The 14,207-nt window shown below is 58.6% G+C and carries 8 protein-coding genes; 2 read left to right on the forward strand and 6 right to left on the reverse strand.

Annotated features, from left to right (window positions below; genetic code table 11):
• Positions 1-38: 38 nt before the first annotated feature.
• The 4 genes from HZ994_04820 to HZ994_04835 form a co-directional block, all read right to left on the reverse strand.
• Positions 39-1,520, reverse strand: a complete 1,482-nt coding sequence (locus HZ994_04820; protein QTN31672.1) for an ATP-binding protein — start codon at positions 1,518-1,520, stop codon at positions 39-41.
• Between the two features lie 151 nt (positions 1,521-1,671).
• On the reverse strand, positions 1,672-4,983 hold the full coding sequence (locus HZ994_04825) for a ribonucleoside-diphosphate reductase subunit alpha (GenBank protein ID QTN31673.1): 3,312 nt from the start codon (positions 4,981-4,983) through the stop codon (positions 1,672-1,674).
• A 115-nt stretch (positions 4,984-5,098) separates the two neighbouring features.
• Positions 5,099-5,476 (reverse strand): four helix bundle protein, encoded by a 378-nt coding sequence (locus HZ994_04830; GenBank protein QTN31674.1) that lies wholly within the window; start codon positions 5,474-5,476, stop codon positions 5,099-5,101.
• Between the two features lie 76 nt (positions 5,477-5,552).
• Positions 5,553-6,641, reverse strand: coding sequence for a ribonucleotide-diphosphate reductase subunit beta (locus HZ994_04835; GenBank protein ID QTN31675.1), 1,089 nt, complete (start codon positions 6,639-6,641; stop codon positions 5,553-5,555).
• A 452-nt stretch (positions 6,642-7,093) separates the two neighbouring features.
• Here HZ994_04835 and HZ994_04840 point away from each other — a divergent pair, with 452 nt between their 5' ends.
• Positions 7,094-8,431, forward strand: coding sequence for a dicarboxylate/amino acid:cation symporter (locus HZ994_04840; protein ID QTN31676.1), 1,338 nt, complete (start codon positions 7,094-7,096; stop codon positions 8,429-8,431).
• Positions 8,432-8,490: 59 nt separating this feature from the next.
• Here HZ994_04840 and HZ994_04845 read toward each other — a convergent pair whose 3' ends face one another.
• The gene (locus tag HZ994_04845; GenBank protein ID QTN31677.1) at positions 8,491-10,374 is read right to left on the reverse strand and encodes a POT family MFS transporter; all 1,884 of its coding nucleotides are present in this window, start codon (positions 10,372-10,374) and stop codon (positions 8,491-8,493) included.
• Positions 10,375-10,469: 95 nt separating this feature from the next.
• On the opposite strand from HZ994_04845, the gene HZ994_04850 reads away from it, so the two are divergent.
• The gene (locus HZ994_04850; protein ID QTN31678.1) at positions 10,470-11,726 is read left to right on the forward strand and encodes a hypothetical protein; all 1,257 of its coding nucleotides are present in this window, start codon (positions 10,470-10,472) and stop codon (positions 11,724-11,726) included.
• On the opposite strand, the gene HZ994_04855 is transcribed toward HZ994_04850, so the two are convergent.
• Positions 11,723-14,035 carry a serine/threonine protein kinase gene (locus HZ994_04855; protein ID QTN31679.1) on the reverse strand — a complete coding sequence of 771 codons (2,313 nt, stop codon included), beginning with the start codon at positions 14,033-14,035 and terminating at the stop codon, positions 11,723-11,725. The two genes, HZ994_04850 and HZ994_04855, sit on opposite strands and share 4 nt — an antisense overlap.
• Positions 14,036-14,207 lie beyond the last annotated feature (172 nt).

The raw sequence follows: 14,207 nt of genomic DNA on the forward strand, positions 1-14,207 counted from the left end.
GGTGCGATGTGGTCAAGATCAGAAATTCTGACGATACGCTAGCAAGAAAGCAGGAAAGACCTAAAGACGGGATGAATCTCCCATAGTGTATTTTGTAACTCGTTCCACCGGTCTTTCTGAACAAAATGAGGATCATCCAGAAAATTAATATGATTATAACCGAGGGGTTTACTTTTATCCTTTACTCGGCAGTTGATGAATTCCGATTCGTGAAGAATACTCAAAAGAATTAAAGCATCCTCTGCCTTTTCCGGCTTTAATGGTGAACCAAAAACATAAAGACCGAACTTTGACGGAAGCTTCGAGAGAAACGAATGTAACTCTTCAAATTTCCAGTCAAAGTCTTTACCCGCAAAACTTCTTACCACCTCTAGAAAGTTGGAGCATATCTCTCCCATTTCAACTGCCAAGTCCTCGGTTTTATCTTTAGAGTATGCTGACATCACTCTATCAACGTCAATATCTCCAATTTTTGAGGAATTTCTTTGAGATGCACTTCCTATGAGTCGTTCGATCAACTGAACCGTATCTCGAGGCCGTTCTCTTGAGTTTTTTATCAAGAAAGCCTCCCAACTCCGCCTTTCGTTGTTACTAGTTGGCAACTTAACATCAGAATTTTCAAAGAACAGTCCAAATGCATCTTGTTCTGATATGTAAGGGTCGATCTCCTGAGCTGCCCTATGTATCCTTCTATGGACAATTTCAATCATGTGACTCTCAGGCGCGCGCATGGGAATAATTAACGGTCGGATATGGTCAATCTGATCTCTCTGGCCTTTCTCGTTTTTGGTAAGTCTCAGCCAAACCTCAGTTCTCAACGTAGCTATACACTTCAGCTCAGGACAATCTTGAGAAATCTTCCTTAACGCTAAAATTAACGCCCATATCCTATTTTTATGCGACGGATCTTCAGGCGAAGCAATCTGGTCAGTATCGTCAATAAACAAATATGCTGTAGTCTTATTCGATTTGAAATAGGAATCCATAGCTGAACTCAGAGCAGAAGAATTCTTCGAAGGAGACAGCTTTTTCACTAAGGATGGCCCATCCAAATCAGCGATTGGCTTACCTATGGTTTGGATCACGTAAAGTATGTTAGCGATAAAGCTAGCATCTCGCTTTCCCGAAGATACCGCCTCATTATATAGAGCTGCCTTATCTCCAGAAAGCATTCCCTTTAGTCCAACACCAATCTTAGATGCGATCGATGATATGATTGAATCATAAATGCATTTCTTTAGAGATGCTATATCTGTCTTATCTCCAATTTGATCTGTGTCGATATCTTCAGGACGTATGAAAAGGACTGGGACTCCCGCCTCTTCATATACCGAGCTTAAGTGTTCTAAAAGCGCAGTTTTCCCTACGCCTTTACGGCCAACCAAGATTCGCGGATTACCTGAAGGAGCCCCCAGGATTGAGGCTAATTGATGGGGAGCAACAAAGACTTCGTTTAAAATCTGCTTCTCCCCTCGGTCGTACCCAGTCGGAAAATACTTCAATAAGTGAGATAGAGACATTCTGAAGTTAAAGCAGTTTAAGTTGCGTGTTAAAAACCGAGTGAAATGGGGGATTACTGGCAGGCCTCGCACTCTCCCCCGTTCATCATCGCATCGATGGAGCCCTTCTTCGCTGAAGCTACGAAGGGCAGGTAGGCGTGGTGATTGGTTTTCATTGGCAAGCCTCGCACTCGCCCCCGTTGAGCATCGCGTCGATGGAGCACACGCGCTTTTCTTCGGCCGTGAACTCCCGTTTCGCGGTTGCGGCGGCGGCGTTGGTTACTGCGGTGGCGGCGGTGGTGCTGGCCATGTGGCCGCGCTGTTCCTTCTGGATGTTGACGGTGGATTTCTCGACGTTGGATGCCTGGAGGGTGCGGAGGTAGTAGGTGGTCTTGAGGCCCTTGTCCCATGCACGGCGGTACATGTGGCTGAGGGTTTTGAGATCCGGGGTGGCGAGGAAGAGGTTGACCGACTGTGACTGGTCGATCCACTTCTGGCGGCGGGCGGCGGCATCGACGATGTATTCGTGGCCGATGCCGAAGACGGTCTTGTGCTTCTGCTTGATGGCCTCGGGGATGTCATCGATGTTGTCGAGCTCGCCATCGAAGTATTTGAGCTGATCGACCATTTCCGGGGACCAGAGGTTGGCCTTCTTGAGATCGCGGACGAGCTCGGTGTTGAGGATGGTGAAGTCGCCGGAGAGGTTGGACTTCACGTAGAGGTTCTTGTAGTTCGGCTCGATGCATGGGGTGGTGCCCATGATGTTGCTGATGGTGGCGGTGGGGGCGATGGCGAGGACGTTGGAGTTCCTCATGCCGTGCTTGGCGATTTTCTCGCGGACGACGGACCAATCCATTTTCCCGCCGCGCGGGACATCGATCTTGCGTCCGCGCTCGTCCTCGAGGAGATCGACGGTGTCCTGCGGGAGGAGTCCCCTGCTCCACTTGGAGCCCTCGTAGCTGGAGTAGGTGCCGACCTCGGCGGCGAGATCGCTGGAGGCGCTGTAGGCGTAGTAGGCGATGGCCTCCATCATCTCGTCATTGAACTCGACGGCGGCATCGGATGCGAAGGCGAGGTTGCGCTTGTAGAGGGCGTTCTGCAGGCCCATGACGCCCATGCCGATGGGGCGGTGGCGGGAGTTCGCGGTCTTGGCGGCCTGGGTGGGGTAGAAGTTGATGTCGATGACGTTGTCGAGGGCGCGGATGGCGACGGTGATGGTCTCCTTGAGCATGTCGTGGTCGATGGCCCCGTCACGGTTGATGTGGGAGTCGAGGACGACGGAGCCGAGGTTGCAGACGGCGGTTTCCTCATCGGAGGTGTTGAGGGTGATCTCGGTGCAGAGGTTGCTGGAGTGGATGACGCCGCAATGATCCTGCGGGGAGCGGACGTTGCACGGGTCCTTGAAGGTGATCCATGGGTGGCCGGTCTCGAAGACCATTTTCAGCATGGATTTCCAGAGCTCGATGGCGGGGATGACGCGGGACCAGATCTTGCCCTCGGCGGCCTGGGCTTCGTATTGCTCGTATTTTTCCTCAAAAGCCTTGCCGTAGAGGTCGTGGAGGTCGGGGGTTTCGTTGGCGCGGAAGAGGGTCCAGTTCTGGCGGTCCTCCATGCGTTTCATGAAGAGGTCGGGGACCCAGTTTGCGGTGTTCATGTCGTGGCAGCGGCGGCGGTCGTCGCCGGTGTTTTTGCGGAGCTCGAGGAAGTCCTCGATGTCGTTGTGCCATGTCTCAAGGTAGGCGCAGCCAGAGCCCTTGCGTTTCCCGCCCTGGTTGACGGCGAGGAGCTGGTCGTTGTGGAGCTTGAGGAAAGGGATGATGCCCTGGGACTCGCCGTTGGTGCCCTGGATGTAGCCGCCGGTGCCGCGGACGGCGGTCCACGATCCGCCGAGGCCGCCGGCCCATTTGCTCAGGAAGGCGTTTTCCGCGATGCCGCGGATCATGATGGACTCGATGGAGTCGTCGACCTTGTAGAGGTAGCAGGAGGAGAGCTGGGAGTGGAGGGTGCCGGAGTTGAAGAGGGTCGGCGTGGAGGAGCAGAAGCGGCGGCCCTTGTAGAGGTTGTAAAGGCGGATGGCCCAGTCCTCGGCCTTGGTTTCCTCCTTTTTGAAGAGGCCCATGGCGACGCGCATCCAGAAGAACTGTGGGGTCTCGATGCGGCGGTGCTTCTCGGAGGTCTTGTCGACGATGAGGTAACGGTCGTAGAGGGTCTGTATGCCGAGGTAGTCGAAATCGAGGTCGGCGGTGGGATCGAAGGCTTCGGCGAGCTTTTCGAGGTCGTATTTCTCAAGCAGCTCGGGGTGGAGGCGCTTGATGGCAACGCCGTGCTTGAGGTAGGACTTGAATCCGGCCTTGTGGGCTTGCTTGAGCTTGTCGATGCCATCGGTGGAGATGGACCAATCGAGCACTTCCTCATAGATGTAGGAGAGCAGGATGCGGGCGGCGAACTTGGCGAAGTCCGCGTCCTTCTCGATGAGGGTCTTGGAGTTCAGGATGATGGTGGCCTTGAGATCCTTGGCGGAGATTTCCGAGCCGATGGAGCGGCGGAGCTCGCGCTCGATGTCGGCCTCGGGGAGATTGAGGGAAAGGCCGATGGAGGCGTAGGCGATGCGTTTTTTCAGCTCCATGCCATCCCAGAAGGAGGAGGTGCCGTCATCGGTGGTGACGACGATCATGGAGTCCTGCGCGAGATCCTCGGCGGCCTCGTTTTCCTCCTCGCGGCGGAGGAGATTGCGCTGGGCACGGTAGAGGATGTAATGCTCGGCGGCCTTGAAGTGGCCTTGGCGCATGAGTTCCTCCTGGACCATGTCCTGGACGTCCTCGATGTGGACGAAGGATTGGTCACCGCGGCGGACGCGCTCGGTGACGGCTTTCGCGATGTCGATGGCGGGCTCGGGGTTTTCCTTGATGGTGAGGAAAGCTTTCCTTACGGCGATCTCGATCTTGGTCTCGGACCATGGCACGACGTTGCCGTTGCGGCGGATCAGGCGGACGGGAAGGGCGTGCGGGCCGGCTCCCATATCGACATGGCCGGTTTTCTCAAGCGAGCGGCGGAATGCGAGGGACTTCGCGACGTCGTAGGCTTCGTTTTCGAGCAGGGCTTTCTCGATGAGGAGGTAGAGATCGGCCTCGGAAAGGCGGAGGCGGCCGCCCTGCTCGAGGGATTTCGTGAGGGAGATGGCGACGTTGTGCGCGACCTGGGAGACGAAGTTGCGGTTGACGTCGGAGAAGATGGATTTCTCGTCCTCGTGGCGTGCGATGAGGAGGTCGGCAAGGGAATCGCCGATCGCGTCTGCGACGTCCTCAAGCGAGAACTGGGTCTCCTTGTCGCCGCGGGTGACGATGATGTCGGCGTGCGGGGTGCGCTTGTCTGCGGGGATGGTGCCGCGCCAGTCGAAGGGGCGGTCGGTGGATGCGAGTTCGAAGCGGTCGGAGATGACTTGCTTGAGGATGTTGTCTTCGGCGAGGTTTAGGGAGCGGTACATTGCGATATAAGGGTTGGGAATTTTTTGATTGGTGGGAAGCGGTGGAAGATTTAGTGGCGAGTGAGAAGTGAGAAGTGAGAAGTGAGAAGAAAAGACGGGGCTTGGCTGTCGTGGATTATGGATCGAGGCGGCGTTTTAGGGCGTTGATTAGGCCTTTGATCATGCGGGAGAGTTCGTGGGTTTCTTGGATCATTGTGCGGGATCCTTCCATTGGCGGGGCGCCTAGGCGGGCTCGGACTTTTTCGGCGACGTAGAGCTGGGTGCGGAGTTCGCCGCAGGAGCCTTTGCTGTAGCGGAGGAAATTGATGAACTCCTTGGTGTTATCGCGCTCCGATCCTTCGGCGATGTTTGACGGGATGGAGAGCGAGCATCGTTCCATCTGTCCGCGAAGCGCGAAGTCCTTGGACTCGGCCAAGGCGACGTGGATATCCACTGCTAGCTGACAACCACGTTTCCAAACGTCGAGGTCTTCAAAGGTGTCAATATCACTCATGTTCAGGCAGCAGCAGGGGTCGAACTAGGTCTTCTCACTTCTCACTTGGCACTCGTCACTGATCGCCTGCGGCGATTTACAGATCATCATCATGAACAGCGGTGAGCGCCGCCGCCTTCTGGTATTCGGTGACGCGGCCTTCGAAGAAGTTCTGTTCTTTTTTGATGTCCATCATTTCCGCGAGCCATGGGAAGGGGTTGGAGACGGATTCGTTGAGCGGGGCGAGGCCGCAGGAGGTGAGGCGGCGGTCGGCGATGTAGTCGATGTATTCCTCAAACTCGGCGGAGTTCAGGCCGAGGCCGGCGACGGGAAGGCAATCGCGGATGAAGGCTTTTTCGAGGCGGATGCCTTCGGCCATGGTGTCGCGTAGATCGGCGCGGAAGTCCTCCGTCCAGATGTCGGGGTTTTCGTCGATGAGATCCATGAGGAGGTTGCGGAAGACCTCGATGTGGTTCGACTCATCGCGGAGGGTGTAGCGGAACATCTGGCCGATGCCGGGGAACTTGTTCTGGCGGTAAAGGGAGAGGATCATGCCGAAGAGGCCGTAGAACTGGGTGCCCTCCATGATCTGTCCGAACATGAAGATGTTTTTCGCGAGCGCCTGCTTGTTCTCGGTGACGGTGAGGTCGATGTCGCGGCGGAGTGCACGGGAGTTGGAGACGACGAAGTTGTTTTTCGCGGTGATGGTCGGGACGTCCTCGAACATCGCTTCGCACTCGTGCGGGTTGATGCCGAGGGAGGAGATCATGTAAACCAGGCTGTCGGCGTGGATGTTTTCCTCATGGGCGTGGCGGCCGAGGACGAGCTTCAGTTCCGGGGCGGTGACGACCTCGCGGACGACGTGGAGGACGTTGTCACCGACGATGCCCTCGGCGGCGGAGAAGTAGCCGATGCCCATCTTGATGATCCAGCGCTCGACATCGGAGATCTCGTTGGAGCGCCATTGCTCGACGTCCTTCTGCATCGAGATGTCCTCCGGCTCCCAATGGTTGTTCTTCATCGTCTTGTAGAGGTCGTAGGCCCACTGGTATTTCAGGGGGAGGATGTTGAAGAACATCGTTTCCTTGCCGTTGATGACTTTTTTCGAGTTGAACGCGAGTTCGGCCTTGGCCTTGTCGAGGGTGAAGGTGCGGGCGCCGAGGGTGACTGTGGTGGTGGTGGACATTTGGTGGATTGTGATGAGGTTGAATTTTGGTGGAAAAACAGGTCGTAGGCCTGTTGCACAGCGTTGTGGAGACTGGAGCAAAGCGGGGTGTCCGGTCAATCCGATTTTGGAGATGTGGTATCCACAAATTATTCACAATACCACATGTAGTGGTTTTGATTGGTGTTTACATTGTAATATGCATTGGAAGGATGGGGATTTCAGGGGGCTTTGGATTGATCGCATTCATGACGCTGGGGGCCGAAAAAAAATTCTGCGAAACGGGTTGTGGGGGGCGGTGCCGGGAATTTGAAAAATTTCCTTAAGCTATCCGAAGTATCAGGGGAAGCGAACGGGCTTGATTCCGAAAGTGATTGATATTGAGCGTGATAAAAATTTGCGGGCGGGGTTGTGGGATGAGAAAAGCGGGGTGGCGGCTTCCCATCGGTGCGTGGATCGGGTTTGCTGGGCGGATGAAACGGCTCGCGAACCACTGGCAGATCCTGATCTCACTTGTTTTGGCAACGCTGACGGCGCTCGCGCTGCGGGGGCTATTCCGGGACGCGGCGGAGGGTTCGGCGAACGCGGATTTCGTGAACGGAGCCTTGGAGACATGCCGCTTCATCGGGGATCTTTTCATGCGGGCGCTGAAGATGATCATCGTGCCGCTGATCGTGACGGCGGTGATTTCCGGGATCACGGGGATGAAGGGCGTGGAGGGGTTCGGGCGGCTGGGCGCGAAGACGGTGGGGTTCTACCTGTGCTCCTCGCTGGTAGCGATTACTGTGGGTCTAGTAATTGTCAACGCGGTGCAGCCGGGGATCAGCGACGGGGCGCCGAACGAGACGATCAGGGCGGCGTTCGAGAAGATGGGAGCGGAGGCGGATGAGTCGCTGAAAGCGAAGGTGGCCGAGGCGGGCGGGCGCGAGGGCAAGGATTTCCTGGGGATCTTCAAGGCGATGCTGCCGGAGAACGTGATCAGCGCGGCGAGTGATAACGGGCAGATGCTGGGGGTGATCGTCTTCAGCATCCTGTTTGCGGTCGCGGCGACACAGTTGCCGGGCGATAGCGGGGACAGCGTGCGGTATTTCTTCGGTGCGGCGAACGAGGCGATGATCACAGTGACGAAATGGATCATGGCGACCGCTCCGATCGGGGTGTATGCGCTGATCCTGCCGGTGATCTATGAGACCGGTGTGGAGCTTTTCGTGCAATTGGGGAAATACTTTTTCACGGTGCTCTTCGCGCTGGGGCTGCATCTTTTCGTGGTGCTTCCGCTGGCGCTGAAATTCATCGGAAAGACCAGCCCGCTGGCTCATTTCAAGGCGATGAGGCCGGCGCTGCTGTTGGCATTTTCCACGGCATCCTCCTCGGCGACGCTGCCGGTCACAATGCGGGCGGTGCAGGACAACGCAGGGGTGTCGAAGCGGGTTGCGAGCTTCACCCTGCCGCTGGGTGCGACGGTGAACATGGATGGAACGGCGCTCTATGAATGCGTGGCGGTGATTTTCGTGGCGCAGGTGATGGGGATAGGGCTGGGCCTTGGGGAGCAGTTTTTCATCGTGGTGGCGGCGCTGCTGACGAGCGTGGGTGTGGCTGGCATCCCCTCGGCGAGCCTGGTGGCGATTTTGCTGATCCTGAAGAACTCCGGGATCCCGAATGCGGAGACGGCGGTGGTCGCGCTGCTATCGGTGGACCGGCTGCTGGATATGAGCCGTACGGCGGTGAATGTTTTCTCCGACTCTTGTGCCGCGGTGATCATCGGCGAGAGCGAGGGGGAGGTCTTCGCAGCAGCGAACGGTGCCGAGTGATCGTGCTCCGTGGAAGACTGCGGCAGGTGTGGACTCACCGGCTGGAGTTGGCGTTCCGTTCACTCGTCCTGGAGGTAACTTTTCGGGCGGTAGATGATGGCGAAGGGAATGAAGAGCAGGGCGGTGGCACCCATGAGAGCGCTGAAGAACCAGAAGTAGGATGCGCCCTGGAGACGCACCTGGCCGCCGGAGAAGGTGGTCTTCGTGAAGGTATCCCCTGCCCCGCTATCATCGCCGGAGCTGATGCCCAATTCCTTTTTCCTGACCGAAAGCCAAGTCTCGTCCGGACGGATCGAGTCCATCCATGAGGGTTTCCTTTCGGGTTCGGGCTGCGATTTCGAAATGATGATTCCGATGTCCCATTTGGTGTTCCATTTCCCATCGGGACCGGCGCTCCATATGCGGGCAGCGGTGGAGTTGAGGATGAGGTAGCGCAGCGGGCGCCCCCAGTGATCCTTGGAATCCGCGAGGATCTTGGCTCCTGTTTCCTTATCGGGAAAGGTCTCGGCATTGCGTGATGCGGCTGAGATGATGGTCTCGGCGGCGCGGTTGAGGGACTGCTGGCCGGGGACTTCGAGGGGGATGCCCGCATCCTTGCCGATGCGTCGGATGAAGGGGCTGCCAGGGTCGGATTTGTCGTATCCGGGCAGGACAACGGTGCGGGGGCTGTCCTGCCAATCGGCTGGCAGCTGGGCGATGGCCTCGGCGAGCTGTTCCTCGGCGGCGCTGGGGATGCGGATGTAGTGGTTCACTCCGGCGACGAGGAAATTCCCGACCGCGACGGCGGCGAGGTAGAAGCACATGATGAAGGATTTCATGGTCTTTGGCGACTGGGTGTAGGCGAATTCCAAGGCAACGATGGAGACCATGATCTCCGCGGCCGTAAGCAGGGCGAAGGCGGCGATCTGCCATGAGATGTTCGGCCTTTCCCCGGCATCGATGCGCACCTGGATGATGCTGACGAGGACGAAGGCGGCGGTCATCAGCAGGAGGCCTATGCCGATTTTACGCAGGGAGCTGAGCGGCCAGAATTTTTCAACCCAAGGATAGATGAAGTAGGAGAAGATGGGGATGAAGGTGAGGACGAAGACGGAGTTGAGCGACTGGATCTGGGAGGGCAGCCAGTTGATGCCGAGGAAATTCCGGTCCATGTCCTGGGACTGGAAGATCCATGTCGAGCCGGTCTGGTCGAAGAGCGCCCAGAAAACGGCGACGAAAAGATAGACGGGGGTGAGCTTGAGGATTGCGAAAAGGCCTTCCCTGCTGAAAACCTCTTTCAGGAACCCGGTGCCACCCGCCGGCACGTGCGCGAAGCGTTTCCTGCCCATCCAGAAAACGAGGGTGGCGATGGCCATGAGCACCCCGGGCACACCGAAGGCCCAGTGGGGGCCATACCATTCCAGGAGCCATGGGGTGAGCAGCATGGAGGCGAAGGCACCGAGGTTGATGGAGAAGTAGAACCAGTTGAAAATGCGCGGCAGGAGGTGGTGGTTTCGGGAGCCGAACTGGTCGCCGACATGGGCGGAGACGCAGGGCTTGATGCCGCCCGCACCGAGGGCGATGAGAACCAGCCCGGCGAACATCCATTTCTCGGACTGGCCGAAATTCCCCATCAGCGCGAGCGCCGCGTGGCCCGCGCAATAGATCAGGGAGAGCCAGATGATCACGCGGTATTTCCCGAAGAAAACATCGGCCAGCAGGGCGCCGATGAAAGGGGTGAGGTAGAACGCGCCGCCGAAGAGGTGGACAAGCTCGGCGGAGCGCGCCTCATCCATCGGCTTCCCCGGGGAGCCATCCATCAGATAGAGGTATTGGGTGAGGAAGACGGCAAGGATCGCCTTCATCCCGTAGAACGAGAAGCGCTCGGCGGCCTCGTTGCCGATGATGTGGGGGATGCCCTTGGGCATGCCAGCAGTTTCCTCCGGTTTGGTGCGGTATCCCATGCGCCCGAAGCTCCCTGCATTGGGCGGAAACTGCAAGCCGTTACGTCGAAGCCTGAAACACCGGCCGCATTCCGGCGTATCCGTCCCCCAGTGCCATGAAAAAATCCACCGTCATCCTCAGCCATGCCTGCATTTTCGCCCTCGGGATCGCCGTGGCTTTCGTCTCGAAAAAGGAAACTGGTGCTGCTGATGCGGGCGGATCCGCCTTGCCGCAGCAAAGGGAAAGGGGATCAAGGATCATCTCCGGTGCGGACACCGCAGGCCGCCCCGCCGCGGAAATGCAGCGCCGGAGCCTACCGGGTGCCGCAGCGGAATCGAAGGCCGGTGCCCGCGCGGCCTTGGGGCGGATCAATGCGATCGCCGACACCTATGACAGGCAGCGCAACCTGATGAATTTCCTCGACGGACTTTCGCCGGAACATTTCGAGGAGGTGGCGGATGAGTTTCGGAAGCTCGATCACTATGGGAACACCAGCACCGAGATGGAGCTGCTTTTCCAGGCTTGGGCGAAGGCCGACCCCTTGGCCGCGCTGGATTACATCGGGGAAAACCCCGGAATGTCGCGCAACCGCGGCGAGGTGCTGGAGGTCTGGGCCGTAGCGGATCCGGCGGCGGCGGAAAAATGGGCCATGGACCAGCACAAGGGCGAGGGGGCGAACCCATATCTCGCATCCGTGATCAAGGGGATCGCGTCCTACGACATCGGCAAGGCGGCGCTGTTGACGCAAGGCATGCCCATGGGCGCCGAGCGGGGGCCGGCGATCGATGCCATCGCAAAAGCGCTGCTGATGAAAGGCACGGAGGCGGCCTTCGCATTTCCGGACACCATCGGGGACGAGCATCTCAAGGGCAGCTTCGTGATGATGATTTCCCAGAACCTCGCGAGGCGCGATCCGCAGGCGGCGGCCGACTGGGTGGCATCGATGGGCAGCGGGGACTTGCAGAACCGCGCCTCCGGGGATGTGGCGGGACGGCTGGCGAGGTTGGATGTGGACAAGGCGGTGGAGTTCGTTTCCTCGTTGCAGCCTGCTGCGAGGGCGAACGCGGCCGCCGCGACCGTGCCCTCCATGTCGGCGAACAACATCGAGGGCACGGCCCGCTGGGTCTCATCGCTGGCCGGCACGCCGGGCTATGACAGGGTGGTGGAGTCGTTCGTGTGGAGCTGCGACCACCGGGCGCCCGAGCAATCGGCGGCATGGATCAGCGGCGTCTCGGATCCGGGCCAACAGCTCAGGCTCTACCACAGGATGTTGGGCGAGTGGCAGAAAAGGGATGATGCCGCCGTCCGCACATGGGTTGCGGAAAACGAGGTGCCGGAGACCGTGAGGAGACGTTTTGCACCGATCCGCTAGTCCGGCAATCCGGGCGATATCGCTTTCCATATCTCGCCGAATTTCTCGTTTTTGCGGGAAAGGAGTTCGGCGCTCTGCACAGCTCTTTTCCTATTCCCGGCAAGCCAGTCGAATGCGACGGCGGAAGCCTGGTTGCGCAGGGCCTCTTCATCCCCTGAGGCTCTTTTTGCGAGCTCGGCCTGCAGCGCGAGGAGCTGGTCTGGGGGGAAATCCTCCCATGGGATTTCGCGGATCTCACCGTTGGCCAGCTTCGCTGTCAGCTTTTTCCCATCCGGGATCACCAGGGAGGTGATGGCAGTGCCGTCGTTGAGCTTGAGGGGTAGGGAAACCGGCTTGCCTTGGAGCGCCTTTTCCATGTCCGCCATGAAAACAAGGGCGGATTGGGCCATCAGCAGCAAGGAGTTCCGCTTTCCGCGCTGTGGGTCTCCCTGGAGATTTGAGATCAGATCCACCATATCCTGGAAGGCATAGCCTGCGGCCAGCGAGCCGATCTCATCCATGACATCAATGCCGCCCTCCTCGGGCGGGGACGGGTTGCGGAGGGTTCTTTCTAGCTTGGCGAGATCCAGCTGTCTGGCGCGGACGTTGAACCGGGCCCGGCCTTTCGTCTGTAGCAGGCTGAGTGTCTCGTTGAGGTTTTCAATGGCAACTTGGCAGGCATCCGGCGTCGCGGGATCCTTTCCAAAACCCGCGGAAGAGAGCTCATCGTAATCCTTGAGATAAGCCCTCGCCGCTACCTGATAGAGATCGAGTACCGCGTCGCCACCGAGAGAAGGCTCGGAAGCGATCCTGCGGAAAAAAGGGACGGCCTGATCCAGCCCGCCCTGCTCCCAGTTTTTCAGTCCGGCGATGAGATAGCCCATGAAACGCTCATTCCCGACCGAGCCGAGATCGAGCGACTGCGCATCAAAAAAGCCGGGGCGTCGCAAATCAAGGAGCACGGGACGGACTCCGGTTCGGAACCCAGCCATGCTTCCGGCGGAATCCATGGACAGGTGTTGCTCGGCAAGATCCGCCACTTTCCTCGCATCATTCATGCGCCCATCCATCATCGCCGCGACAAGCGCCTGGATCCCGGACCAGGTGCGGGTCGGCTCCTGAACGGAAGAATCCTGGAGCAGGGATGTGAAAATTTCCTCCGCCCTTCGGTAACCCTGGTTTTCCATCGCCTTCCTCGCGGATGCGTAGCGAGATGCGACCTCGACGGGATTGTCACCGGCATCTTCCGGAGCGTTCTCAACGATGGGTGGCTTGGGCATCGTCCCGGTATCTGCGGAAGACCGGGAGCGCACCACCAGCAAGGTCAGCAGCCCTGTTACGGCGACGACAACCACACTGCCCAAGATGAAATTGACCCTTTTTTTCGTCCGCCTCAGCTCCGCCCGGCGCTCGGCCTTCGTTATGCCCTGAACATCCTTCACAGCCTCGCCATGGGCTGCCTTCAGGGCGGTTTTCAAACCGGCGATCATGTCATCATAACTGCCGAAGCGCTGGATCGATTGGTATGCCATCGCCCTGTCAACCACCGCGCAGGTCTCGTCCAGCAGGTGGGGGGCGGCGCGCTTCAACGGGATGATGCGCTGCTTCGCCTCGCGCAGCTTGTCGGTGGCCATCGTCTCCTCGTCGCAGGGCGGCTTGCCGGCGAGCGCGTGGTAGAGCGTCGCACCAAAGGCGTAGATGTCGGAGCGGAAATCCTCCGGCTGCCCCTCGATCGCCTCCGGCGGCACGTAATATGGGGTCGCCCAGATCTCGGTCGCCGTCGCCTTCCCGCCCTTTGTGACGAGAGCCAGCCCGAAATCGACGAGTTTGGCGTTGCCCTCGGAATCGAGTAGGATGTTACCCGGCTTCACGTCGCGGTGTATCAGCCCTGCGGACTGCGCACCTTTCAAACCCTCGGCCACCTGAATGGCAAGGGGCAGCAGCTCCGCCTCGGAAATCACCCCCTTCTCCCGGATCTGGTGCTCGAAGTGCCCGCCGGGCACGAATTCCATGGCGATGTAGAAACGACCGAAAGCACGCCCCGTCGTGAGCACCCTCACCACATTCGGGTGGCTGAAGGATGCGGTGAGACGGGCTTCCTGCTCGAAGGCTGCGATCCTTTTCTCGTCGTTCGAATACTCCTCGCTGAGGATTTTCAACGCAACCTCGCGGCCCAGTGTCTCGTCGTTTGCGATGAAAACGGAGCTCATGCCACCGATCGCGTGGCGGCGCGTGAGGGTGTAGGGACCGAACTGTTTCTTGACCCTGTTCTCCGCATTGCATGCCGGGCAAACGACACGCGAGTAGGGCGCGACGGAAGCGATGTTCATCGGCGCCCCGCAAGAATAACAGACTATGATTTCCTCTTCGCCGTCGGCCATGCCCAAACCTAGATAGCGGAAAGCTGTCTGGAAACCTGGAATTTCCGGAAATATCCGCCCGCAGAAGGTGGATGCCTGAAGCTTCCCTCTTGCATCATGGCCCCTTTCCCCCGAATCCTCT

The organism is Akkermansiaceae bacterium (genome assembly GCA_017798145.1).
In the GTDB taxonomy this organism is placed as follows: Bacteria; Verrucomicrobiota; Verrucomicrobiia; order Verrucomicrobiales; family Akkermansiaceae; genus Luteolibacter.

Bases quoted from the DNA above. Each gene is read 5' to 3' on its own strand.
- HZ994_04820 (QTN31672.1), bottom strand. From the start codon at position 1,520: ATGTCTCTATCTCACTTATTGAAGTATTTTCCGACTGGGTACGACCGA.
- HZ994_04825 (QTN31673.1), bottom strand. From the start codon at position 4,983: ATGTACCGCTCCCTAAACCTCGCCGAAGACAACATCCTCAAGCAAGTC.
- HZ994_04830 (QTN31674.1), bottom strand. From the start codon at position 5,476: ATGAGTGATATTGACACCTTTGAAGACCTCGACGTTTGGAAACGTGGT.
- HZ994_04835 (QTN31675.1), bottom strand. From the start codon at position 6,641: ATGTCCACCACCACCACAGTCACCCTCGGCGCCCGCACCTTCACCCTC.
- HZ994_04840 (QTN31676.1), top strand. From the start codon at position 7,094: ATGAAACGGCTCGCGAACCACTGGCAGATCCTGATCTCACTTGTTTTG.
- HZ994_04845 (QTN31677.1), bottom strand. From the start codon at position 10,374: ATGGGATACCGCACCAAACCGGAGGAAACTGCTGGCATGCCCAAGGGC.
- HZ994_04850 (QTN31678.1), top strand. From the start codon at position 10,470: ATGAAAAAATCCACCGTCATCCTCAGCCATGCCTGCATTTTCGCCCTC.
- HZ994_04855 (QTN31679.1), bottom strand. From the start codon at position 14,035: ATGAACATCGCTTCCGTCGCGCCCTACTCGCGTGTCGTTTGCCCGGCA.